Annotated in this window: 19 protein-coding genes and 1 riboswitch; of the genes, 16 read left to right on the forward strand and 3 right to left on the reverse strand. The window is 50.6% G+C overall.

What is annotated here, in order from left to right:
• The first annotated feature begins 22 nt into the window (after positions 1–22).
• From tsf to HRU73_RS01850, 12 genes are all read left to right on the forward strand, one after another.
• Entirely contained in the window at positions 23–907 is an 885-nt protein-coding gene (gene tsf, locus HRU73_RS01795; RefSeq protein ID WP_287399206.1) for a translation elongation factor Ts, read from the forward strand.
• Between the two features lie 154 nt (positions 908–1061).
• Positions 1062–1775 (forward strand): UMP kinase, encoded by a 714-nt coding sequence (gene pyrH / locus HRU73_RS01800; RefSeq protein ID WP_011112270.1) that lies wholly within the window; start codon positions 1062–1064, stop codon positions 1773–1775.
• A 105-nt stretch (positions 1776–1880) separates the two neighbouring features.
• Positions 1881–2438, forward strand: coding sequence for a ribosome recycling factor (gene frr, locus HRU73_RS01805; RefSeq protein WP_011112269.1), 558 nt, complete (start codon positions 1881–1883; stop codon positions 2436–2438).
• A gap of 3 nt (positions 2439–2441) precedes the next feature.
• Positions 2442–3233, forward strand: a complete 792-nt coding sequence (gene uppS / locus HRU73_RS01810) for a polyprenyl diphosphate synthase (RefSeq protein WP_287399207.1) — start codon at positions 2442–2444, stop codon at positions 3231–3233.
• Positions 3234–3269: 36 nt separating this feature from the next.
• Positions 3270–4097, forward strand: coding sequence for a phosphatidate cytidylyltransferase (locus HRU73_RS01815; protein WP_287399208.1), 828 nt, complete (start codon positions 3270–3272; stop codon positions 4095–4097).
• Entirely contained in the window at positions 4094–5335 is a 1242-nt protein-coding gene (gene ispC, locus HRU73_RS01820; protein WP_287399209.1) for a 1-deoxy-D-xylulose-5-phosphate reductoisomerase, read from the forward strand. Before HRU73_RS01815 ends, ispC begins: the two co-directional genes overlap by 4 nt.
• 26 nt (positions 5336–5361) lie before the next feature.
• The gene (gene rseP / locus HRU73_RS01825) at positions 5362–6729 is read left to right on the forward strand and encodes an RIP metalloprotease RseP (protein ID WP_011112265.1); all 1368 of its coding nucleotides are present in this window, start codon (positions 5362–5364) and stop codon (positions 6727–6729) included.
• 2 nt (positions 6730–6731) lie between these two features.
• Complete coding sequence (bamA, locus tag HRU73_RS01830) at positions 6732–9008, forward strand: outer membrane protein assembly factor BamA (protein WP_287399210.1); 2277 nt, start codon at positions 6732–6734, stop codon at positions 9006–9008.
• 95 nt (positions 9009–9103) lie between these two features.
• Positions 9104–9598, forward strand: coding sequence for an OmpH/Skp family outer membrane protein (locus HRU73_RS01835; protein WP_324544521.1), 495 nt, complete (start codon positions 9104–9106; stop codon positions 9596–9598).
• A gap of 18 nt (positions 9599–9616) precedes the next feature.
• Complete coding sequence (gene fabZ, locus HRU73_RS01840; RefSeq protein WP_276677405.1) at positions 9617–10078, forward strand: 3-hydroxyacyl-ACP dehydratase FabZ; 462 nt, start codon at positions 9617–9619, stop codon at positions 10076–10078.
• Positions 10079–10097: 19 nt separating this feature from the next.
• Positions 10098–10751, forward strand: coding sequence for a ribonuclease HII (gene rnhB, locus HRU73_RS01845; RefSeq protein ID WP_287399211.1), 654 nt, complete (start codon positions 10098–10100; stop codon positions 10749–10751).
• A 14-nt stretch (positions 10752–10765) separates the two neighbouring features.
• Entirely contained in the window at positions 10766–11245 is a 480-nt protein-coding gene (locus HRU73_RS01850; protein ID WP_011112260.1) for an FKBP-type peptidyl-prolyl cis-trans isomerase, read from the forward strand.
• Here HRU73_RS01850 and mutS read toward each other — a convergent pair whose 3' ends face one another.
• Positions 11246–13867, reverse strand: a complete 2622-nt coding sequence (gene mutS / locus HRU73_RS01855; RefSeq protein ID WP_287399212.1) for a DNA mismatch repair protein MutS — start codon at positions 13865–13867, stop codon at positions 11246–11248.
• Positions 13868–14172: 305 nt separating this feature from the next.
• A riboswitch (Fluoride riboswitch) is annotated at positions 14173–14239 on the forward strand.
• Positions 14240–14302: 63 nt separating this feature from the next.
• Between mutS and crcB the strand changes: the two genes are divergently transcribed.
• The 3 genes from crcB (at position 14303) to HRU73_RS01870 (ending at position 17245) form a co-directional block, all read left to right on the forward strand.
• On the forward strand, positions 14303–14686 hold the full coding sequence (gene crcB / locus HRU73_RS01860; RefSeq protein WP_287399214.1) for a fluoride efflux transporter CrcB: 384 nt from the start codon (positions 14303–14305) through the stop codon (positions 14684–14686).
• 10 nt (positions 14687–14696) lie between these two features.
• A complete protein-coding gene (locus HRU73_RS01865; RefSeq protein WP_287399215.1) occupies positions 14697–15008 on the forward strand; it encodes a DUF190 domain-containing protein in 312 nt (103 codons plus the stop codon).
• 653 nt (positions 15009–15661) lie between these two features.
• Positions 15662–17245 (forward strand): beta strand repeat-containing protein, encoded by a 1584-nt coding sequence (locus tag HRU73_RS01870; RefSeq protein WP_287399216.1) that lies wholly within the window; start codon positions 15662–15664, stop codon positions 17243–17245.
• A gap of 85 nt (positions 17246–17330) precedes the next feature.
• On the opposite strand, the gene msrA is transcribed toward HRU73_RS01870, so the two are convergent.
• Positions 17331–18599 (reverse strand): peptide-methionine (S)-S-oxide reductase MsrA, encoded by a 1269-nt coding sequence (gene msrA, locus HRU73_RS01875; protein WP_287399217.1) that lies wholly within the window; start codon positions 18597–18599, stop codon positions 17331–17333.
• 345 nt (positions 18600–18944) lie between these two features.
• Here msrA and HRU73_RS01880 point away from each other — a divergent pair, with 345 nt between their 5' ends.
• Positions 18945–22331 carry an EAL domain-containing protein gene (locus tag HRU73_RS01880; protein WP_287399219.1) on the forward strand — a complete coding sequence of 1129 codons (3387 nt, stop codon included), beginning with the start codon at positions 18945–18947 and terminating at the stop codon, positions 22329–22331.
• Between the two features lie 172 nt (positions 22332–22503).
• Here HRU73_RS01880 and HRU73_RS01885 read toward each other — a convergent pair whose 3' ends face one another.
• Entirely contained in the window at positions 22504–23778 is a 1275-nt protein-coding gene (locus tag HRU73_RS01885; protein WP_287399221.1) for a pectin acetylesterase-family hydrolase, read from the reverse strand.
• Positions 23779–23932: the final 154 nt, after the last annotated feature.

Raw genomic sequence — 23932 nt, forward strand, 5'->3', positions numbered from 1 at the left:
ATTAACTTGATTTGGAGTCAGTATGGCGGAAATTACCGCAAGCATGGTTAAAGAACTGCGTGAGCTTACCGGCCTTGGCATGATGGAGTGCAAGAAGGCGCTGGTCGAAGCTGACGGAGACATGAAAGCAGCCGAGGATTTGTTACGAATCAGAAGCGGAGCCAAGGCGAGTAAAGCGGCTGGCCGTATTGCTGCAGAAGGAGTCATCAGCGGGTTTGTTACGGCAGATGGCAAACAGGGAGCCCTGGTGGAAGTCAACTGTGAAACCGACTTTGTTGCCAAGAATGAAGATTTCATTAATTTTGCCGGCAATCTGGCAAGGCTGATGGCAGACAAAAATATATCGGATACAGCGTTGCTGGAGGATATGTCTATAGCTGAGGGAGAAACGATTGAGTCTGTCCGCAAGGCTCTGGTCATGAAGCTGGGCGAGAATATCAGTATCCGCCGCGGAATCAGCTACCAGACTAAAGATCATCTCGCAATGTATCTGCATGGAAGCAGAATTGGTGTGATGATTGACTATGCAGGGGGCGATGAGGCGCTGGGTAAGGATCTGGCCATGCATATAGCGGCCAGCAAGCCGGTGTGTGTATCCAGCGATCAGGTACCTGCCGACGCACTTGAGCGTGAGCGCCAGATATTTACCGCCCAGGCGGCAGAAAGCGGCAAACCTGCCAATATCATCGAGAAAATGGTAGAAGGACGAATTGCCAAGTATCTGGCAGAGGTGACTTTACTTGGCCAGCCTTTCGTCAAAGATCCGGATCAGACTGTCGAGAAATTGTTAAAGACAAAATCTGCCAAAGTCAGTGGGTTTACGCTGTATATCGTTGGTGAAGGGATCGAGAAGAAATCCGATGATTTTGCGGCCGAGGTCATGGCGCAGGTAACCCAGTCCAAATAAGAAGGTTTTCTTCTGGGGATTGGCTTGGTTTTAGTTGAATTCAAGAAAATAATGACTGATCGTCATGAGCAGGTTGGCTTTTTTAGCGTTGAAAGCTACGACGTGCTTGATCTCCAGAAGAACTTTACGATAAATCTCCTGTTCATAGGCATGTATGCCAGTCGTCTATAAACGTATTTTATTGAAATTGTCGGGCGAAGCTCTGATGGGCGATGGCCACTATGGCATCGATCGCGCGGTAGTTGAACATATCGTAGTCGAGGTTGCTGGAGTATTGCAGCTCGGTGTTGAAGTTGCGATCGTGGTAGGCGGAGGCAATATTTTTCGTGGTATGAAATCTGCGGGAGATGGAATGGATCGTGTAACGGCTGATTATATGGGGATGCTCGCTACCACCATGAATGCCTTGGCCTTGCACGATGCGATGAGACGAAACGGGGTTGTTTCACGTGTGCAGTCAGCTTTACGGATAGATCAGGTTGTCGAGCCTTATGTTCGTGGTAAGGCTTTGCGTTATCTGGATGAACGTAAAGTGGTCGTGTTCGCTGCGGGGACGGGCAATCCCTTTTTTACTACGGATACGGCGGCTGCTTTGCGTGGCATGGAGATGAATGCCAATATCGTCCTGAAAGCGACCAAGGTGGATGGGATCTATACTAGTGATCCGCTGAAGAACAAGGATGCGCAGCGTTTCCAGAGCCTGACTTTCGATGAGGCGATCAGTAAAAACCTGCAAGTGATGGATGCTACTGCACTGACTTTATGCCGGGATCAGAAACTTCCCATCAACGTATTCAGTATTTTCAAGACCGGGGCACTCAAACGGGTTATCATGGGCGAGGACGAAGGGACATCGGTATTCGTTTGAATTCTGCGATGTCTGCGGGAATGGTTTTATGTTATTAGCACAATAACGGCGGGGTCTGTGCCGGTTGCTGTCGATACACTTCAATATCAATAAACCCACTTAAATATGATTGCTGATGTAAAAAAATCTGCAGAGCAGAAAATGCAGAAAAGCCTGGATGCACTCAAAGTCGATTTCAGTAAGGTAAGAAGCGGACGTCCCCACACGGGCTTGCTGGATCACATCATGGTTGATTATTACGGTACCCCGACTCCGATCAAACAATTGGCCAACGTGACCTTGGCTGATGCACGAACCATTGGTATCATCCCGTGGGATAAAAAAATATTCTCAGCGATTGAGAAAGCGATACGTGATTCCGATCTAGGCCTGAATCCTATGACGGTAAGTGATATGGTACGAGTTCCCATGCCTCCTTTGACAGAAGAAAGGCGCAAGGATCTGACCAAAATAGTCAAAACGGAGGCTGAAGCTGCACGTGTTGCGATGAGGAATATTCGGCGTGATGCCAATGCCCATCTGAAAGAATTACTGAAGGATAAGTTGATTGCCGAAGATGAGGATCGGCGTGCACAAGATGAAATCCAGAAATTGACAGATCGTTATATTGCTGAGGTGGATAAGTTACTTCAGACCAAAGAAGCAGAACTGATGGCTGTCTGATTCATGCCCCTAACCCCAAGTTCGACACGTGGAATTCCGGAAACCGGTGCGATACCCAAGCATATCGCCATTATCATGGATGGTAATGGGCGATGGGCCAGGAAGCGTTTCCTGCCAAGGATAGCGGGGCATACGCAGGGTGTTGAAGCGGTACGAGGTACAATCAAAGCCTGTATCGAGAGAGGTGTTTCACATCTGACAATTTTTGCGTTCAGCAGTGAAAATTGGCGCAGGCCCGCAGAAGAAGTCAAGTTGCTGATGCAGTTGTTTTTGGTTGCCCTTGAACGGGAAGTGACTGGACTGCATGAAAATGGAGTCCGGTTCAGGGTAATTGGTGATATTTCAAAATTCGATCCTAAAATAGTCGATTTTGTTCAACAGGGCGAGGCGCTTACAGCCGGGAATAGCCGATTGAATTTTACGGTGGCAGCAAATTATGGAGGGCGCTGGGATATCATGCAGGCTGTACGCAAAATGATTGCCGAGAACCCGGATTCGGCTGCGAATTTCGATGAACCTGATATTGCCAGGCACTTGGCGCTGGCCGATGCTCCCGAGCCGGATTTGTTCATCCGGACGGGAGGTGAATGTCGGATCAGTAATTTTCTGCTTTGGCAGCTTGCCTATACCGAGTTGTATTTTACCGATACGTTATGGCCGGATTTTGATGCATCGGCCCTTGATGAGGCAATTGCATCCTACCGGAAACGTGAGCGCCGGTTCGGGCGGACAAGTGAACAGATTGCCGGCCAGCAGGAAAATAAAAATACGGTCTCGAACGAAGACCGGGTTTAACCGTCATTATCCAACCAACGGGATTTACCCGTTTTCATGCTTAGCACCCGACTCCTTACCGCATTCATACTATTGACCGCCTTCCTGGCGGCATTATTTTATCTGCCGGATATTTTCTGGGCTGTATTGCTTTTGGGACTGACTGTTACTGCGGCACGGGAGTGGTGCCGCCTGGGGCAGTTTTCAGTTGGCCAGACTGTTCTGTACATGATCCTGACTACCTTGCTGGGGGGGGAACTGCTGTTTCTGGTCAGTGTGGTGTTATCCAAAAATCCGGCAGATTCATCGATGGTCTGGTTTTATGCCGCATCTGCCGTTTTCTGGCTGCTGGCAGTACCTTTCCAGTTGGCGATGAACCGGCCGATCCGTAATATATGGGTGCTCATGTCCATTGGCTGGCTGGTTTTACTGCCGGCATGCTTGTCGCTCTATCAGCTTCGTGCAATGGATCCGCTGTTGCTGCTTGGGTTTATGGGGGTGGTGTGGGTATCAGACAGTGTTGCTTATTTCATTGGGCGTGCCTATGGCAAACACAAGCTTGCACCCCGGATCAGCCCGGGCAAAACCTGGGAAGGAGTAGCTGCCGCATTGATCGGGGTACTGGTTTATGCACTGGTCTGGTTTTATTCGGTACATAAAGATCAGGCATTGGTTGGCTGGTTGATTCCTCTGTTACTCCTGCTTGCGGTGCTGGGAATAGTGGGTGATTTGTATGAATCACTGTTGAAACGGCAGGCCGGTGTCAAGGATAGTGGCACCATACTTCCCGGTCATGGCGGGGTATTGGATCGTATTGATGCATTACTGCCCGTTCTTCCCGTTGCCGCTCTTGCGGCCATTTTATTTTATTCGACTGAATCATGACCAAAACCCGTCATCTGACCATATTGGGTTCGACCGGTAGCATCGGTGAAAGTACGCTGGATGTAGTGGCCAGGCATCCTGGCCTGTATCAGGTAGTTGCGCTGACTGCTGACAGGAATGTTGAAAAAATGTTTGAGCAGTGCATACAGTTTCATCCGCCATACGCTGTGATGCTCGATGCACAGAGTGCCGAACAGCTGGAGGATAGATTGCATGCAGCGGGTTTGGATACCAGGGTGCTTTCAGGCATCGAATCACTGGAGAAAGTGGCATCCCTGCCGGAGATCGATACGGTTATGGCTGCGATTGTCGGGGCAGCTGGTATTCGGCCTACGCTTGCTGCTGCACGGACGGGAAAACATATTCTTCTGGCCAATAAGGAAACACTGGTGATGGCGGGGCGTGTCTTTATGGATACGCTCAGACAGCACCATGCGACACTGCTGCCGATAGACAGTGAACACAATGCGATTTTTCAATCCTTGCCACAACATTTCAATGGAGATCTGGCGGGATCGGGGGTGCGTCGGATATTGCTGACCGCTTCGGGCGGGCCTTTCCGCACAGTGGATTTGAAAATGCTGGAAACTGTGACACCAGAACAGGCCTGCGCGCATCCCAACTGGGTAATGGGCAGAAAGATATCGGTTGATTCAGCTACCATGATGAACAAAGGGCTGGAGGTCATCGAAGCTCACTGGCTGTTTAACGCCGAGCCAGAGAAGATTCAGGTGGTTATCCATCCGCAAAGCGTTATTCACTCAATGGTTGAATATATCGACGGCTCGGTACTCGCCCAACTTGGCAATCCGGACATGCGTACACCGATAGCACACGCGTTGAGTTATCCTGAAAGAATGGAAAGTGGTGTGCAATCCCTGGATATGTTCAAGGTTGCGCGGCTGGATTTCGAATCCCCAGATTTCAAGCGGTTTCCCTGTCTCAGGCTGGCGTACGAAGCGCTTGCAGCGGGAGGTAATATGCCGGCAGTGCTGAATGCTGCCAACGAAGTGGCTGTCGAAGTTTTTCTGGCTGGTAGAATACCCTTTACTGCAATTCCCGTGATGATCGAGGACGTGATGAAATCAACGGAAAGACGGGATGTCCCTGATCTGGAAGGTGTGCTCCTGGCTGATTTGCAGGCGCGCGCAACAGCTCGTGAATGGCTGGCTTGTAACATCCGGCAAAGTACAGGGCAACCAGGAAAGCCAGCATCCTCACTCAGTGCCGGGCAGTAAAACGGATAATCCTCATACATTCTGACATGACAGTGCTCGCAACGATTTTTGCATTCGTAATCGCACTTGGCCTGCTGATCACTTTTCACGAACTCGGTCATTATCTGGCCGCCCGCTGGTGTGGTGTCAAGGTTTTGCGCTTCTCGCTCGGTTTTGGTCAGCCCCTTTTCAAAAAACGTTTGGGCAATGACCAGACAGAATGGGTGGTTGCAGCGATTCCGCTGGGGGGATATGTCAAGATGTTGGATGAGCATGAGGGGCAGGTTCCAGCCGGCGAACGCCATCGTGCATTTAATCACCAACCCGTCTCCAGACGTTTTGCTATCGTGGTAGCAGGACCTGTTGCCAATTTTCTGCTGGCCATCCTGCTGTACTGGCTGCTTTTCATACTTGGAGTCAGTGGCGTGAAGCCGATACTGGGGGAAATCGAACCCGCAACGCCTGCCGCTGTGGCCGGTTTCAGGAGTGGAGATACCATTACCGGAATCGGCGATCAGGCAATTACCACTTGGCAGGAAGCACGACTGCTGCTGCTGGACAATGCGGTGGATAAAAATGCTGATGTCAGGATAACGGTGACGGGTGAAAGTGGAATTTCACGCCAGCTCAGATTTGATTTGAGCAGTCTTGGTGCAGAAGATATCGAAAAAGATTTTCTGGGAAAATTGGGTTTGAGTGCCTATCAGCCGATCATCGCTCCGGTGATCGACCAGGTGATGGCTGGCGGTGCGGCAGAGCATGCTGGCCTCGAGACAGGTGACAGGATCGTAGCGATAAATGGAAAGGGGATTACAACCTGGGAAGAGGTCGTTACGGTGATACGCTCAAGTCCCGGTCGCATACTTCTGATTGAAGCGATCCGGGACGGACAGGAGCTCGATTTGTCATTGCAGCCGGAAGCAGTCTCCGAGGGAAGTACCGAAATCGGCAAGGCAGGTATTACGCCCAAAATCGAGCATGCACTTCTGGAAGGGCTGCTGGTGAAAACCAGCTACCCGCCAGCGATGGCTCTGGCTAAAGCAGTGACTAAAACCTGGGAGATGTCTTACTTTACTTTGCGTATGCTCGGAAAAATGGTTACGGGCGATGTTTCGCTGAAAAATATCAGTGGGCCGATCACCATCGCGAACTATGCCGGCCAGTCGGCCCAAATGGGACTGGCTGCTTATCTGGGTTTTCTGGCGTTGATCAGTATCAGCCTGGGGGTGCTGAATCTCCTGCCGATCCCGGTTCTGGATGGCGGACATCTGATGTACTATTTGATCGAAATGGTACGGGGAGCACCGTTACCCGAGAGAATCATGTATATCGGTCATCAGATCGGCGTGGTTCTGCTGGTTACCCTGATGATATTCGCAATACATAATGATCTACTTCGTCTAGTTTCTGAATAGCCATGAAACTCAGGTTCCTGATATTGTTTTTTTCGCTTTATTCGTTGGGTTGTATGGCGAATGATTCGCTCGTAGTCCGGGATATACGGGTGGAGGGAATCCAGCGTACCGAGGCCGGAACGGTATTCAGCTATTTGCCTGTGAAGGTTGGAGATGTACTCGACAGTAAAAAGGCCAGTGCAGCCATCAAGGCATTGTATGCCACGGGTTTTTTCAGTGATGTCAAACTGAAATCTGAAGGCGGGTTGCTGATTGTGCAGGTTCAGGAGCGTCCTGCAATTGCTCAAATCAGCATCAATGGTGCAAAAGAGTTCGATAAAGACAAGCTCAAAGAAGGTTTGAAACAGGCTGGTTTGTCGGAATCTCGCATTTTCAGCCGCTCGCTGCTGGAAAAAGCTGAACAGGAACTGAAACGCCAGTACATCAGTCGCGGTAAGTACGCGGTCAAAATCACCACGACCACCACCCCGCTGGAGCGCAACCGTATCGGCATCAACTTCGATATCAAGGAAGGTAAGACTGCCCGTATCAAACAAATCAATATCGTTGGCAATCATGTTTTCCCCGAGGATGATCTGGTCGATCTGTTCAGTCTCAAAACACCGGGTTTTATGACCTGGTTTACCAAGGATGATCAGTATTCAAAGCAGAAATTATCGGCGGATCTCGAAACGTTGCGCTCCTACTATCTCGATCGGGGATATCTGGAGTTCAATATCGAATCCACGCAGGTTTCGATTACACCGGATATGAAGGACATCTACATTACGGTCAATGTGACCGAAGGCCCTCAATATACGGTATCCGATATCAAACTTGCCGGTGAGTTACTCGTGCCGGAGGAAGAATTACGTAAACTGATCAAACTTGAACCCGGTGGAATATTCGTACGCGAGAAACTGACCGAATCAATCAAGCTGATCAGTGACCGGCTGGGGAATGACGGTTATGCATTTGCCAATGTCAATGCCTCACCTGAACTGGATAAGGAAACCCGGAAGACTGCATTTACTTTTTTCATCGATCCGGGGCGCCGGGTTTATGTCAGACGTATCAATATCAGTGGTAACGAACGTACCCGTGATGAGGTGATCCGTCGTGAATTCCGGCAGATGGAAGGGGGATGGCATTCGACCGAGCAGATCAACCGTTCGAGGCAGCGAGTGGACAGGCTGGATTTCTTTACTGGCGTGAATATTGAAACCCCCCCGGTGGCAGATGTTCCGGATCAGGTGGATATCAACGTCAATGTGGTTGAAAAACCGACCGGAGCAATCATGTTTGGTGCCGGTTATTCTGATCGCGAAGGGATCATTCTGAACGGATCGATTGCCCAGAACAATATTCTGGGAACGGGTAACTTTTTAAGTCTGCAGGTAAATACTGGTAGCGTTAACAAGGTCATCTCTGCTTCATTCAACAATCCCTACTATACGATCAACGGGGTAAGTCTCGGTCTGGAAGCATTCAAACGTGATATCAATACCCGTTCCTTGAGTAGCGTGGGGATGTTCAATACTGATACGACTGGTGCCAATATACGGTTTGGTATTCCCGTTGCAGAGAATGATATCGTTTCATTAGGTTTGGGATATGAACACACTAAAATTGATTTGCGTGATGATAGTCCGCAACGATTCAAAGATTTCGTCGATCAATTCGGCAAGACTTCCAATAATCTTCCGATTACCTTGAGCTGGGCACGTGATCGCCGTAACAGTGCTATCTGGACGACATCCGGGCTGACACAGCGGCTGTTCGGCGAATTCGGTTTGCCGTTTGGTGACCTGAATTATTACAAAGTCAGTTATGAGCAGCGATGGTTCTTTCCTGTCACCAAAATGTTCACTTTGATGCTGAATGGCGAAGTGGGCGTTGGGGACGGCTATTCCGACAAGCCACTCCCCTTTTTCAAGAATTTCTTTGCAGGCGGTTTCAACTCTGTCCGGGGATACAACATCAATACATTGGGGCCGCGTGACAGCGATGACCGGGTACTGGGTGGCAGCAAGCGTATCGTAGGGAATATCGAAGTATTGTTTCCGGTGCCATTTATGAAGGAAGACAAGTCGGTTCGTCTGAGTGCGTTTGCAGATGGAGGAACGATTGTCAATTCATTCTCCGGTCTGGGTTTTGATGATTTCCGCTATTCCGCCGGACTGGCTGCAACCTGGATCTCACCCATGGGGCCGCTCAAATTCAGTGTTGCACAACCCCTCAATAATCAGTCGGGTGATAAGTTGCAGCGTTTTCAGTTTCAGTTCGGACAAACTTTCTGAATCAGAGAAGAGATTATCTGAAAGCAATGAGATACCCGTTGGATCAATACTGGCAGGGAATGTTTTTCCGGTTCGTGAAGGTATTCGTTGTTACGATGATGTTCGTTCTCCCGGTACATTCGTCTGCCGGAGAAATCAAGATCGGAGTGGTCAATACCGAGAAAGTTTTACGGGAATCGATGCCTGCTATCGAGGCACAGAAAAAGATAGAACGGGAATTTCAGGCACGCGATGCACGCATCAGGGAACTTTCTGCGCAGATTACAGCATTGCAGCAGGAGCTGGAAAAAAATACGGGCACTGTGGATGAAGAAGAACGGCGTCTGAAGGAACGTGAACTCGCCGGTCTCAGTCGACAGTATCAGCGTGCACAGCAGCAGATGCGGGAAGATCTGAGTTTGCGCCAGAATGAGGAATATGGTCTGATTCTGGAGCGTATCAATCAGGTGATCAGGGAGCTTGCAGAGAAGCAGTCCTATGATCTGATCCTGCAGTTGCAGGATTCGGTTTATCGGAGCGCTCGCATCGATATCACTGACCAGGTCATCAAAGTATTGAACGCCAGGGAATCTGCTGCCAGGAAGCAATAGAAATATACGATTACTGCTATGAAACAGGGAGATAGACAAACCGTGATGGATATTCATGAAATACTGAAATACCTGCCGCATCGTTATCCATTGATTCTGGTTGACCGGGTGGTTTCCCTGGAATCAGGTAAACGGATTCATGCATACAAGAATGTTTCCATCAATGAACCCTATTTTTCCGGACATTTCCCCCATCATCCCGTCATGCCGGGCGTACTGATCGTTGAGGCACTGGCCCAGGCAGCCGCCTTACTGACCATTCGGTCGGAGAACATGGAAAAGGATAATGGGCAGGTGTACTATTTTGTGGGTATCGACGCGGTACGGTTCAAGAAACCGGTCATCGCAGGGGATCAACTGGTATTGAAAGTTGAAATCACCCGCCAGCTCAAAGGTATCTGGAAATATGCTGCCTGTGCTGAAGTGGATGGCCAGGTGGTCACCGAAGCGCAACTGATGTGTACTGCCCGGGCAATCTGATTCGGTTCGCAGCGGACACGTGGCGGAAAGACGGATCCCGTTGAAGCATGAATATGCCCAGGACGGGAAGGTCATCTACGGTGTGGATGAAGCAGGCAGGGGGCCACTGGCCGGGCCCGTTTACGCTGCCTGTGTGGTGCTCGATCCTGCTGATGTCATCGAGGGACTGGCTGATTCCAAGCAGTTGAGCGAAAAAAAGCGAATCAGCCTGGCTGACCAGATCAAACAGCGTGCTCGTGCATGGGCAATTGCTTCTGCTTCGGTTGAAGAGATTGACCGGCTGAACATTCTGCAAGCCAGCCTGCTTGCAATGCAAAGAGCAGTAGTCAGCCTGCGGCCGATTCCCAATGCGCTGGTTCTGGTGGATGGCAACCATGCGCCACGACTGGATTGTGAAGTGCAGACAGTAATCAGGGGGGATAGTCTGGTGGCCGAGATTTCAGCAGCCTCGATTCTTGCCAAAACTGCACGGGATATTGAAATGTTGCGATTGCACGAAGCTTACCCGGTCTACGGTTTCGATCGGCATAAAGGTTATCCCACCAAGGCTCACCTGGAAGCGATTCGTTTACATGGAATAACCGACATTCATCGCAGGAGTTTCGCGCCATGTGTCGGGCAATCAGTATCGGGAGCTCGAACAACGAGTTTTATCAACCAAAAGGAAGCCTGATTCAGGCGGAAAACATGCGCATAGTAAAAAATACGGTAGTGTCACTCCACTACAAAATGATCGATCAGGAAGGCAATGTAATGGAAGAAACCGAAGAGCCCGTCAGCTATCTGCATGGCGGCTATGACGGGATATTTCCAGCAGTAGAAGAAGCTTTGCATGAAAAAGAGACTGGAGCAGCCTTATCCTTGCAAATGGAACCGGAAGATGCTTTTGGTGAGTACGATGAAGAGCTCATGCGGGTCGAGCCACGCAATGCATTCCCGGAAGAAGTCGCAGTCGGAATGCAATTCGAAGGCGGTGAGGAAGATTCCGATGATTTCTGCATCTATACGGTGAGAGAGATTACCGATGATGTCGTAGTGGTAGACGGTAATCATCCTTACGCCGGTATGACGTTCCAATTCGAGTGCACGGTGACGGAAGTACGTCCGGCAACGGCGGAAGAGCTATCTCACGGCCATGTGCACGGACCGCACGGCCATGAGCATTGATCAATCCGTTTGATTGAGCATCGATTTGATCAGGTAAAGCTGTTCCAGTGCACCCCGGGGGGTCAGTTCATCGGGGTGGATCCGCTCGAGGTAATCAAGCACCGGGTGCACGGAAGCAGGCACGGCTTTCGCATTTTCCTCGACTGTTTCAAATAATGTTTGCTGAGGGCTTCTGCTGAGCGTTTCCTGCTCCAGTCTCGCCAGAATTTTTGCAGCATTCCTGATGACTCTATCAGGTACACCTGCCAGTGCGGCGACATGCAGCCCGTAACTCCGGCTGGCAGGCCCTTCCTCTATCCGGTGCAGAAAAACGATACGCCTTTTGTGCTCTACCGCTGTGACATGGATATTGACAGCTTGCGGGAACTCTTCTGCCAGCCGGGTCAGTTCGAAGTAGTGGGTGGCAAATAGGGTATAACTCTGGTTCTGGGTCAGCAGGTGGCGGGCGATGGCAAAAGCCAGTGCAAGCCCGTCGAAAGTTGAGGTACCCCGGCCGATTTCATCGACCAGTACCAGACTTTGGGCAGTTGCATTGCGTAAAATACCGGCTGCTTCCGTCATTTCCACCATAAAAGTAGAACGCCCGCCCGCGAGATCGTCGGCAGCACCAATCCGGGTAAAAATCTGGTCGATTGGCCCGATGCGGGCAATTTGGGCTGGAACAAAGCTGCCACAATGTGCCAGCAGGACGGTCAGTGCCGTCTGTCTCATGTAAGTGGATTTGCCGCCCATGTTCGGCCCGGTGATGACCAGCATTTGCCGGTTTTCCCGTGTGATTGCTCCAAGTTGTACATCATTGGCGATATAGTGCTCCACCTGATTTTCTACCACGGGATGCCGGCCGGCTTCGATGATCAGAACGGGATCATCGGTGAATACCGGTTTGGTATAACCGGACAGATCGGCGCGTTCGGCAAAGGCACACAAGACATCCAGTTCTGCAACCGAGCGGGCGATTTCCTGCAAGGGAATGATGAAATCAGCCAGCTGTTCCAGCAGTCGTTCGTACAACATTTTTTCCCGGGCCAGCGCCTGTTCGCGCGCGGACAATGTCTTGTGCTCGAATGCCTGTAACTCGGGAATGATGTAGCGTTCCGCATTTTTCAAGGTTTGTCTGCGGCGGTAGTCCGGGGGGATTTTTTCTCCTTGAGCGCGGGTCACTTCGATATAAAAACCATGCACCCGGTTATATTCCACTTTGAGATTCGGGATTCCGGTACGCTCACGTTCGCGCGCTTCCAGCTGTAGCAGGAATTCATCGCAATTTCCCTGCAAGCCTCGCAGCTCATCCAGCTCGGCATCGAAGCCGTCAGCAATCACGCCGCCTTCGCGGATGACTGCGCCGGGTACCGGTTGCAGTGCGCGAACGAGCAATTGCGTGAGTAAGGGATCTGGTTGCATGGGCGGGATGAAACGATGAACGGCAGCTGCTGCCGAGGTTGCGATCAGTTCGATGATTCCGGGGAGTCGCATCAGGCTGTCACGCAGGCCGGACAGATCGCGGGGTCTGGCCGTTCTCAGTGCAATCCGGCTGGTAATGCGCTCGATATCGGCAATATGTTTGAACTGCTGCCGGATACCCGCATAGAGGGTTTCCGGTTGTGCCCCGATCAGGTCGGATACGGTATCGAGCCGTTGCTGCAGCGTGATCCGGTTGCGTAACGGATGATGCAGCCAGTGTCGCAACAACCGGCTGCCCATCCCGGTCGAACAAGTATCCAGCAGAGACGACAGTGTGGGTGCATCCTCGCCGCGCAGTGTCAGTGTAATTTCCAGATTGCGGCGTGTGGCGGCATCCATGCGCAAGTAGGCATCCTGTCGCTCTACCTGTAATGTATGCAGATGGCCGGGCAACTGCCCGGATGATCCATCTGTTGCGGTTTGTTGTGTCAGTCTGACGTATTCGAACAATGCGCCAGCTGCCATGATGGCTGCGTGCAAATCCTCGCAGCCAAAGGCATTCAGGTCGCGAGTGCCAAATTGCCGGGTAAGCTGCTGCATGGCATGTTCATAGTCGAACTGCCAGTCCGGTAAACGTTTGGGTCCAGCAAAATTATTCAACGTTGCTGGCAGATCGAGCGATTCCGGCAATAGAATTTCTGCCGGATGCAGGCGTTCCAGCTCGCTTGTCAGGTTATCCGAAGAGGTTTCCAGTACACGCATATCGCCCGCCGCCAGGTTGAGCCAGGCCAGCCCGATCGAGCCACGATGCAGTGCCAGTGCCAGTACGATACTGTTGCTGCGTTCTTCCAGCAATCCGGCGTCAGTCAGAGTGCCGGGGGTAAGAATGCGAATAACCTGCCGTTCTACCGGTCCCTTGCTGGTGGCGGGATCTCCGGTTTGTTCACAGATGGCGATGGATTCACCCAGCCTGACCAGTCTGGCCAGGTATTGATCGGCTGCATGAAACGGTACACCTGCCATCTTGATCGGTTCCCCGGCAGAGGATCCACGCTGGGTGAGGGTGATATCCAGCAATTTTGCTGCTTTCTCGGCATCCTCGTAAAACAGTTCATAAAAGTCCCCCATGCGGTAAAACAGCAGCTTATCGGTATGCTGCGCTTTGATCCGCAGATATTGCTGCATCATGGGGGTGTGTGAAGATTGTTCTGCTTTATTCATATAGAACGATAATTTGTTTTTATACCGTTATTTTCTGGAGGCAAATCTGACAAGGTGGAGTGGCTGGATCTTCTCGCGTTGGTACTTTGAATGGGCTCGATTGCGTTTCTGCCTTGTATATGAAGACGGTATGAATCGATTTGCTGCGTATCTCCGTACCGGGAATCCTATCTTGGTTGCCATTATACTCGCCGTGTTGCTAACCCTCGTTTGCTTACATTTTTTCCTCACCCGCGCAGTGAGGCTTGTACTGTTTGTGCCAGGCTGAAACTGCCCGATGACTTGTTCTTACCGGTTCCGATATAATAATGATTGGAGATGGCATTCCTCCATTAACCGCCACAATCAGTGGCTGATGATGCCTACGACTGGCCGGACAGGCTGCGCGTAGGTATTGGCCTGTCCTCAAAAACAATTTCAAGAGAGGACGATACCGTGTGGAAACCTATTCTCGCCATTGCCCTGGGTTCAACGATTGGCGGACTTCTGCGATGGGGCTTGGGACTCAAGCTCAACAACCTGTTTCCTGACGTGCCGCCCGGTACATTGGTGGCCAATCTGATAGCCGGCTATGTCGTCGGTGTTGCAATAGCCTTTTTTGCCCACATGCCGAATTTGTCACCAGAGTGGCGTTTGCTGGTCATCACCGGCTTCTGCGGCGGGCTTTCTACCTTCTCTACCTTCTCGGCCGAAATCGTCAGCCTGTTGCAGCGTGGTCTGTATGCATGGGCCATGAGCGCGATTGCTGTTCATGTCGCGGGATCACTGATTATGACGTTGGCAGGTATCGCCACGGTGACGTGGTTTAAATCCTCATGAGGAGATTGTCATGAATGGTTACCAGATTACGTTTTTCACCCAGCAGGATCGACAGCACGCCGGTAAACCTTTGGCTGACTGGCTCATGCATCTGGCTGCAGAGATGGGCTTGCGCGGAGCGACGCTGATTCCGGGCAGTGAAGGCATGGGGCATGACAAGCGTTTTCATTCGGTGCATTTTTTCGAGTTGTCGGACCAGCCGCTGGAGGTGGTGATGGTGGTCAGTGAAGAAGAGGCCGATCAGCTCTTTGCACGATTGCGTACCGAGGGTGTACGTCTTTTTTATGTCAAGGTAGCTGCTGAATTCGGAATCATGGATTAATTTCAATTCTAAATCAAAACTTACTTTGTCGGCTTCCCCTTGCCGTATTGTTCATACTGTCTGCGGCTCGCCTTCTCGTCATTTTTGATTTGGAAATAGAATAAGACATCTCAGATCGAGTTTTCCATGAGCTGCATTCCATCCGCAACACGTAATGTGCGGTCATGTGGGATTTGATCAAAGATTCCCCAGGCTGTTGGCAGACAGGGTCTGATCGATGCGGGCAATCTGTCGGGATTTTTTACACTTCCTCTTCTTCGTTCATTCATCTTTGAAATTCCACATCATTTTTCTCGCTCTTGTGGAAAAGAACGGAAAAATTCGTTGAAAATCCCGTAAAAAATTCAAAAAAAGTTTGCAGAGCACCCAAAAGTGTGTCGGCAATTTTTACATAACATAACATAACATAACATTGCCATTATTCCGTGTTTTATTGTTTTTATTCAATATCTTGTATTTTTGGCATGAAAATTGCTCTAGTGATATTGGATGCCGGCTGACAGAGGGCAGCCGGTATTCAGCGTCTCTGCTTTTCATGCCTGCCAGGGTTGGCAGGTTTTTCAATAAATTCCAGTCCGGGGCAGCACAGTCTGGCAAGCAGTCTCAGCCATTTCAATGGCTGTCCCCGGCAGTGTTTCCATGAGGATCCTGATTTGAAAAATAATAATCAATTGGTTTATACCGGCGCGCTGCTTGCTGCCACGCTGGCTTTTGGGCAAGTGGTACAGGCAGCTCCACTGATTCTTGGCGGCAATCAGACCATTAGTACTGATACCGCTGTTGAGGGCGTCGTTATCGGCAACGCTGGTGTTGGCCCTACTGGTGGTGACGGTAGCCTTACCGTCAATAACGGTGCGACGCTGATGAATAGTGGTAGTGGTTTCTTCGGTAGTATAGGAGGAGTGAATCTCTTGCGTAGTAACGGTTACATTGGGCTCAATGCCGGTTCTGCCGGTGTTGCTACCGTTGCCGGCGCCAACTCGCTTTGGCAAAACCTGAGTGGTCTCTCCGTTGGTTTCAATGGCCAGGGCACACTTAACATTGCGGATGGCGGGAAAGTGACTAATGTCGGGGGTAATCTTGGCAGCAATGTCGGCTCTACCGGTATCGCTACCGTTACCGGCGCAGGCTCACTCTGGCAAAGTTCGAGTTCTTTCCGTGTCGGTGAATATGGCCAGGGTATGCTTAACATTGCGGATGGCGGGAAGGTTAGTAGTGCCGGGAATTCCATTGGCTATTATGCCGGTTCCACCGGTAACGTTACCGTTACCGGCACGGGCTCGCTCTGGGAAAGTTCTGCCGGTCTCAGTGTTGATCGGGGCACACTTAACATCGAGAATGGTGGGAAAGTGACTAATACCGGTGGTTCTATCAGTGGCTTTACTGGTTCTTCTGCTACTTCTGGCATTGTTACTGTAACTGGGCAGAATTCACTCTGGCAAAACTCAACCACTCTTCATGTTAGTGGCACACTCAACGTACAGGATGGCGGGAAAGTTACCAATACCGTTGGTTACATTGGCACTGGTACTAATGCTACGGGTATTGCCACTGTTACTGGTGCAAATTCGCTCTGGCAAAACTCAGGAGCCCTTACTGTTGGTAGCTCCTTCGGTCAAGGTACGCTCAACATCGAGAATGGCGGCGTCGTTTCGGCAACCAATGGCGTAACGATCGGGTCCATCGGCAGCCTCTCGGGCAATGGTGGTACGCTCGACAGTGATGTCATCAATCATGGGTTGATCAGCCTGGGCAGCTCGTCCGGAGCAGGGATACTCGCGATTACCGGCGATCTTTCAAGCGACGGTACTCTGGCCTTCGATATTTTTGGCCCGACAGTATATGACCAACTTTTCATTGGTGGTGATTTCACCATTGATGGCTTGCTGACGCTGGATTTCAGTTCATTCCTCCAGCCTGTAGCGGATACTTTCTATGATCTTATCCACGTCGGCGGCAATATTACCGGTACATGGGGTAATTTTGATGATATCCAGTTCCTCAACACCTTTACCGGCTTCAATTCTGGTTTGCTGGCCTATAGTATTGTGGACAGCGGTATTTCAGGTTATGGCCAGACTCTCCGGCTGACTGTTGCGGGTATCGGTGATACGGGTAATCCTGGTGAACCTGGGGATAATACCGTTCCGGAACCTGCCAGCGGCTTACTGATCGGGCTGGGTGGTTTGGCGATGCTGATGCTGCGGCGTCGCAGTCCGAGAATCAGTCTGGCTTAATAAGACTTAGTAAAATCTGATCCACGTGCGAAGGCTGTACCTCTGCCTTCGCACTTTCTCTTTTTCCTGCAGGATACCGTGACGATCAATCCGGAATGAATTTCAGCACATTACCGTTGATGCAATAGCGCTTATAGCTGGGGGGAGGGCCATCATCGAAAACATGGCCGAGGTGAATACCGGAGCTGGCGCTGCGAACCTCGATCCGTTGCATATAGCCGGAATGATCCTCATGGTAGGTCACTGATCCTTCAACGGGTTCGAAAAAGCTGGGCCAGCCGGTTCCGCTATTAAACTTGGTTTTGCTGAAAAACAGTGTAGCGCCGGTGATCGGATCGACAAATCTGCCCGGACGTTTCTCATCCAGATTGGAGGCGGTGAAAGGTCGCTCAGTCCCCTGCTGAAAGGCGATTTTCTGCTGTTCCGGTGTCAGCATCTGAAAGCCCAGCCATTGCCAGAAGTTCTCTTTTTCTCCAGTGTAGCCGGTGTAGCGGGCCACTTCTTTCCCTTCTCTGAACAGTACGATCGTGGGTGCGGCAAACAAGGGTTTATCCAGTGTCCAGCCCGCGGGAGGATTGGTATTTTTCGTCGCTACCATTGGAATATCCGCCTGCCAGTGGGCGAGAATATCCCGGTCGAACTGAGCGCAGAATTCACAATTTTCTGATTCGAAAATCACCAGTTGCTGGTCAAAATTCAGATTTTTGCCATCCAGTGATTGCGGGGAAGGGCTTGCTGGAACAGACGAGGTGTCGCCCCGGATAATATGCTGATCGGGAGCTGGATATTTCACACCTGTTCCTCCCAGACCGCAGTAACCATCGGGATTTTTCTGCAGATAATTCTGATGGTACTCTTCTGCGGTAATGTAATTTTTCAGGGGCAGGATTTCGGTCGTGATCTGGCCATAGCCGGCTGTTGCCAGTGCCTGCTGATAGATTTCTCGGGTAGTCAGTGCAAGTGTTTTCTGGTTTTCGTCATGGTAATAAACAGCACTGCGGTAATTGCTGCCGATATCATTGCCCTGGCGGTCGCCCTGAGTCGGGTTATGACTTTCCCAGAATCTGGCCAGTACGTGTTCCAGTGTCACTTGTGCGGGATCGAATGTTACTTTCACCACTTCGGCATGATTTCGTCCGGCAGTCTTGCCGGCACGCAAGGCATGTTCAAAATTCAGGATGTCCTGATAACCGGCATCGACGTGGTCGCCCCCTGCGTAGCCGCTTTCCACATCAACTATTCCGGGAAGTTCTCCCATGCGCTTCTCGGCCCCCCAGAAGCACCCCATTCCCAGAACGATGTAATCCGTTTTTGAGTCGATGGTCTGTTTCACATTTACAGAATTGGGTGTCACGGTTTTCTCCATTACAAAGACAGTTACAACCATTATTAAACCAGTCAAAGCAGCAATAATGATTTTCATTTTTTACAGATATAAAAAGTAAATATGATTTTCTGACAATCCAGCGCATTTCCGGTTCTGGCCCGGTCTGGAATTCCGGCAAATAAATGGATTATCCCGCGGATTTGTGACAATGGCATTGATTTTGACATGCAGTATAATCAGCGGGCTTTTTCAGTCTCTTGGGGTCGACTTTATACAGTTAGTCAGGCCGGTTGATTTTGATAGTTTTATGGATATGGTGCAGCAGACAGGGATTTACGGTTGCATGCCTGATGGATCAGACGGGTAATCGTAATGCGGGTCCTTTATATCGATGACAATTTTAGTGATGCCGATATTGTGCGGCGCACGCTGGCGCGAACAACTCCTGAAATTGATTTGACCACGGTTGCATCGCTTGCTGAGTGCCTGGCGTGCCTGGAGAAATCCGTTCATTATGATGTGCTGCTGACCGATCTTGATCTGCCCGATGGTTCGGGTCTGGAAGTGCTGCGTTATATCAGGGAATGGCGGCTGCCACTGGCGGTGGTGATCATGACCGGACCGGGTGAGCATGACAGGGGGGGTGCAGCCTTCAAGGCGGGTGCTGACGGTTATCTGGTCAGGGAAGGGGATTATCTGGAGCGGTTGCCGCGGACATTGCGCAGTGCACTGGTACGTTTCCGCACGAATGGCACAGAGCGTAATTCGCCTTTGTCACGAGTACTGTATGTCGGACATAGCCGTTCCGATATCGATCTGATGCGCCATCATTTGGCTCAACATGCACCTCATTTGCATCTGACGGCGGTGACGAGTGCACAGGACGCATTGGCGCTGCTGCCTGTCAATCCGGATCAGATCGCAGATTTCGATATAGTGCTGGTGGATTACTGTCTGTCCGGAGGTATGGATGGTCTGGAGTTTATCAGGCTGTTGCGCGAGGAGCGCAAGCTGGATATTCCTATCGTGCTGATTACCCGGCAGGGAAGTGAAATGATTGCGGCGCGTGCACTGCATCTGGGCGTGGAAGATTATCTGTCGAGGCATGAAGGCTATCTGTTCGAAGTTCCCGCTACGCTGGAAAAAGCGCGCTGGCTGGCCGAGCTGACGCGAGAACGAATCAATCTGAAACAGACCAATCTGCGTCTTTCCCATTTGCTGGCTGCCAGTCCGATGGTTCTGTACAACCTGCGTTTCACCGGAAATGTACTGCAACCTGTCTGGGTCAGCGAGAATATCGAGCGTTTGATCGGCTATACCCCGGGGGAAGCACTTGCTCCCGGCTGGTGGCTTTCTCACTTATATCCGGATGATCGTGAGCAGGTGCTAGAGCGTCAGCCGATACTGCTGAAAGATGGTCAGTTGACGCATGACTACCGTTTTTACCACCGCGATGGTCGAATCATCTGGATTCTCGACGAACTGCGGCTCATCCGGAATGCTGATGGTCAGCCGCATGAGGTGGTCGGTACCTGGTTGGATATCAGTGAACATAAACAGGCCGAATTGATCAGGCAGGCACATCAGTCGGCATTGAATCTGATCGTTGCCAGTCAGCCGCTGCCGGTTATTCTGAGCGATATTGCAAAGCACCTCGAAACGATCAATCCCGATATGCTGGTTTCCATTTTGCTGCTGGATAAGCAGGCAAAATGTCTTAAGCTGGGTGCAGCACCCAGTTTGCCGGATGATTTCAATGCAACAGCCGATCAACTGGTGATTGGTGAGGGTGTTGGTTCCTGTGGTACGGCCGCCTGGCGGGGTGAAGCGGTGATCGTCTCCGATATCGATCATCATCCGTACTGGCAGCCTTATCTGGAATTTACACAGAAAGCTGATCTTCATGCGTGCTGGTCTGTTCCTTTCAAAGATGAAAACGAGAGCGTTCTGGGTACGTTTGCCATCTATCATCGTACAGTGCGTGAACCTACCTCTGCCGATCTGGTACTGGTTGAAGAATTTGCCTCCTTTACGGCGCTGGCCGTGCAAAAAGTCTATGCGGCAGAAGCCTTGAGACTGGCAGCCACGGTATTCGAATCTATTCGCGAAGGTATTGTGGTTACGGATCTGGAACCGCGTATCGTTGCTGTCAACCGCGCGTACATGGAGATTACCGGTTACAGTGCTGCTCAAGTAGTGGGCAAAAATCCCAAGATCATCCGATCCGGGCGCCATGACAAGTCGTTTTATCAGGCGATGTGGTCCAGCCTGCAGGAAGAAGGCTACTGGAGTGGAGAAATCTGGAATCGCCGCAAGAATGGTGAGATTTATCCGCAATGGCTGACTATCAGTGCAGTAAGTATCAATTCAGCGAGTAACGGCAGGAAGGAACTCTGCAATTATGTCGGCGTATTTACCGATATTTCACAAATAAAACAATCCGAAGCGCAGCTGGCACATCTGGCGCATTACGATCCACTGACCGGATTACCTAACCGGCTGCTGGTGCAATCGCGCCTGCATCATGCCGTGGAGCGGGCGCAGCGGTACAACCTGCGGGTAGTGACACTTTATATCGATCTGGATCGTTTCAAGAATGTCAATGACAGTCTCGGGCACCCGATCGGGGATGAGCTGTTGATCAAGCTGACCGAGCGGCTTAAGAACCGATTGCGTGAGGAAGATGCACTGGCCCGCCTGGGTGGGGATGAATTTTTACTGGTGATGGAAGATGTCAAAGATCCAAGTGAATCCGCAATTGTCGCGCAAACCCTGATCGATTTACTTGCCACCCCGTTTGTGCTGCCCAGTGGTCACGAGATTTTCATCAATGCCAGTATCGGGATCAGCCTTTTCCCGGATGACGCAAGCAATGCGACCGAATTGATTCAGCACGCCGACATGGCAATGTATCAGGCGAAAAAAGAAGGCCGCAATACCTATCGCTACCATACGGAAGCTTTGAGCATCGCGGCAAATGAACGGCTGATAATGGAAAACCGTTTGCGCCATGCACTGGCTGCCGGAGAATTCATTTTGCATTATCAGCCTTTGATCGATGCGCGTGCCGGCCACGTGATCGGGGTGGAAGCACTGGCACGCTGGCAGCCGCCTGATAATACCATCGTGCCACCGGGAAAATTCATTCCTATAGCAGAAGAAACGGGTCTCATCGTGCCGTTGGGGGAATGGGTGTTGCGCACCGCCTGTGAGCAGGGTCGCGCCTGGATCGATACCGGATTGCCACCACTCGTGATGGCCGTCAATCTGTCGGTGCGGCAGTTTCAATCGGAGAATCTGGTTGAGCTGGTGCAGCGGATCCTGGAGGAAACGCGGCTCCCGGCGGTTTGTCTGGAGCTTGAACTGACCGAGAGTATGTTCATGGAACATGCGGAGCGATCGATTGAAACGCTGAACAGGCTGAAGGCACTTGGCATTCAGTTGGCGATCGATGATTTTGGTACGGGTTACTCGTCATTGACTTATCTGAAACGATTTCCCATCGACAAATTGAAGATCGATCAAAGTTTTGTACGCGGTCTGGCGCATGATCCCAACGACCGTGAGATTGCCGCAACGATCATTGCCATGGCGCGCGGGCTGAAATTGGGTGTGCTGGCAGAAGGTATCGAATCGGAACAGCAACTGGATTTCCTGCGTCAGCAAGGTTGTGATTATTATCAGGGATTCCTGTTTCACCGGCCGGTACCGGCAATCGAGCTGGAGGCATGGCTGCGTGAACACTCAGCCCCTCGATAAGGCTGCACAGACAACCGACAGTAATGAAAATGGCTGCAGAACTATTTCTGCAGCCACGAAGAACAAAATTTACAGTCACTTTGTTCGTTTTCTGATCATTCATCCTTTTAAAAACAGAAATAACCGAAGAATACTGGAGAGGTGATCTGTTTTTCCTCAGAGCCTGTTCAACTCAGGGAGGAAAAGGTGCTCCGCAAGTACCGCTACACATCAGATTGATCAGTGGATATTTTCTGTCATCAGTAACCAGCCGGTTGACCCAGTCTTTCAGGTAGATACCCCCCGCACTTTTTTCGGTATAAAAAACACCCGGTGCAAATACATCGACCAGCCCGACGTGATATGTCCCGGCGCTGATATAGTATTTCGAATTATGGTTGATCAGGGCATTTGCATGCAATGTGGTCAACATCCTCAAGCTCCATTCCACAGCCGTTACCGGTGTCAGATTGAACCACTGGTTGGGATCGTTGACGCCCTGTCCTGTCTTTCTCATGATGTTGAGAAATAACATCTGCACGTCATCCCAGGCGGTCGTTACATAAGCAAACTTGCTGTTGACGAAATGACGTTCGATCCCGGTTGCCAGACTGGTGAAAAAGTTGAGTGCGTTATAATTGCCGATCCGGTTGATTCCCGGTATCCAGGTTGCGAGGGTATGCTCAGTTCCCCATGGGCCATCGGGTTCAAAAACCGTATTCAGAAAATTGCTGGTGAAGACGCCTGTCCCTGCGTCAGACAGTAATGAAATTTTCGTTTTATCCGGGTAAATGCTGTGTAACCGGGGAAAATTCATTAAAGCGCCATAAGCACCTGCACTGGATCCGGCTACCAGTACTTGTTCGGTACCTGGTCGATCAGCTCGGTGTTTCAGCCATTCTCGCACCGCCATAAAGTTGTCAAAACCGCGATGCTGCACGAGAACGGCATCACCATGATTGATGATTCCTGAAGGATCGACATAGACTTCATTTTTCGAGCCAAGATGTGCATCTCCCGTGCAATAGGGGACGAAAACCATATTCCAGTCTTTAAGCGGGTTATCTGCACGAGTGAAATCCAGTATTCCACCTAGTTCTTCAGGATCGTTTTCGTTTTCAATCGAAGGATTATAGGCAGGCCGAGTCGTCTGTGTAACCGGTACGGTCAGCGAAGTCAGGCATGTTGCACCATTCCAGCAGGCGCCTCCTCCGTTGAAATAGATGAGTGTTTTTGCTTTGGTGCCTTTCCGGTAATAAAAATGAAACGGTTTATTGGGTAAACCGGCTTCATCCGGTAAATGACTGAACGCACAACCGGTTTTGATATCTTTATAGCGTCCGTCATCATCCAGAATGGTCGACACGTTATCGGGTATTTCGATCTTTTTCCATCCTGCTGCATACGCTTGCGGGAAAAAAGAGATCAGTAACATTGAAATCAACACAGCCAGATTGAATTTCAGCATTTTTTATCCTTTTTGTAAGCTTATTGTTTATATTGGTACCTGCAGTCATAACACTTTTCACTGCTGGATTCCATAGTCATAGTAATACCTGGTACCGGGTTATAAACTTCGGGAAACATCCGGAAGAGTGCACCTTTTTGAAATCCGGGTATTT

The sequence above is a fragment of the Nitrosomonas sp. H1_AOB3 genome, assembly GCF_015709435.1.
In the GTDB taxonomy this organism is placed as follows: domain Bacteria; phylum Pseudomonadota; class Gammaproteobacteria; order Burkholderiales; family Nitrosomonadaceae; genus Nitrosomonas; species Nitrosomonas europaea.

What these genes read in the sequence shown, in the direction of transcription:
- HRU73_RS01815 (WP_287399208.1), top strand. Translation starts at nt 3,270, where the DNA reads ATGCTTAGCACCCGACTCCTTACCGCATTCATACTATTGACCGCCTTC.
- tsf (WP_287399206.1), top strand. Translation starts at nt 23, where the DNA reads ATGGCGGAAATTACCGCAAGCATGGTTAAAGAACTGCGTGAGCTTACC.
- fabZ (WP_276677405.1), top strand. Translation starts at nt 9,617, where the DNA reads ATGAAACAGGGAGATAGACAAACCGTGATGGATATTCATGAAATACTG.
- pyrH (WP_011112270.1), top strand. Translation starts at nt 1,062, where the DNA reads ATGCCAGTCGTCTATAAACGTATTTTATTGAAATTGTCGGGCGAAGCT.
- HRU73_RS01885 (WP_287399221.1), bottom strand. Translation starts at nt 23,778, where the DNA reads ATGCTGAAATTCAATCTGGCTGTGTTGATTTCAATGTTACTGATCTCT.
- HRU73_RS01835 (WP_324544521.1), top strand. Translation starts at nt 9,104, where the DNA reads ATGATGTTCGTTCTCCCGGTACATTCGTCTGCCGGAGAAATCAAGATC.
- rseP (WP_011112265.1), top strand. Translation starts at nt 5,362, where the DNA reads ATGACAGTGCTCGCAACGATTTTTGCATTCGTAATCGCACTTGGCCTG.
- mutS (WP_287399212.1), bottom strand. Translation starts at nt 13,867, where the DNA reads ATGAATAAAGCAGAACAATCTTCACACACCCCCATGATGCAGCAATAT.
- HRU73_RS01880 (WP_287399219.1), top strand. Translation starts at nt 18,945, where the DNA reads ATGCGGGTCCTTTATATCGATGACAATTTTAGTGATGCCGATATTGTG.
- HRU73_RS01865 (WP_287399215.1), top strand. Translation starts at nt 14,697, where the DNA reads ATGAATGGTTACCAGATTACGTTTTTCACCCAGCAGGATCGACAGCAC.
- ispC (WP_287399209.1), top strand. Translation starts at nt 4,094, where the DNA reads ATGACCAAAACCCGTCATCTGACCATATTGGGTTCGACCGGTAGCATC.
- frr (WP_011112269.1), top strand. Translation starts at nt 1,881, where the DNA reads ATGATTGCTGATGTAAAAAAATCTGCAGAGCAGAAAATGCAGAAAAGC.
- HRU73_RS01850 (WP_011112260.1), top strand. Translation starts at nt 10,766, where the DNA reads ATGCGCATAGTAAAAAATACGGTAGTGTCACTCCACTACAAAATGATC.
- bamA (WP_287399210.1), top strand. Translation starts at nt 6,732, where the DNA reads ATGAAACTCAGGTTCCTGATATTGTTTTTTTCGCTTTATTCGTTGGGT.
- uppS (WP_287399207.1), top strand. Translation starts at nt 2,442, where the DNA reads ATGCCCCTAACCCCAAGTTCGACACGTGGAATTCCGGAAACCGGTGCG.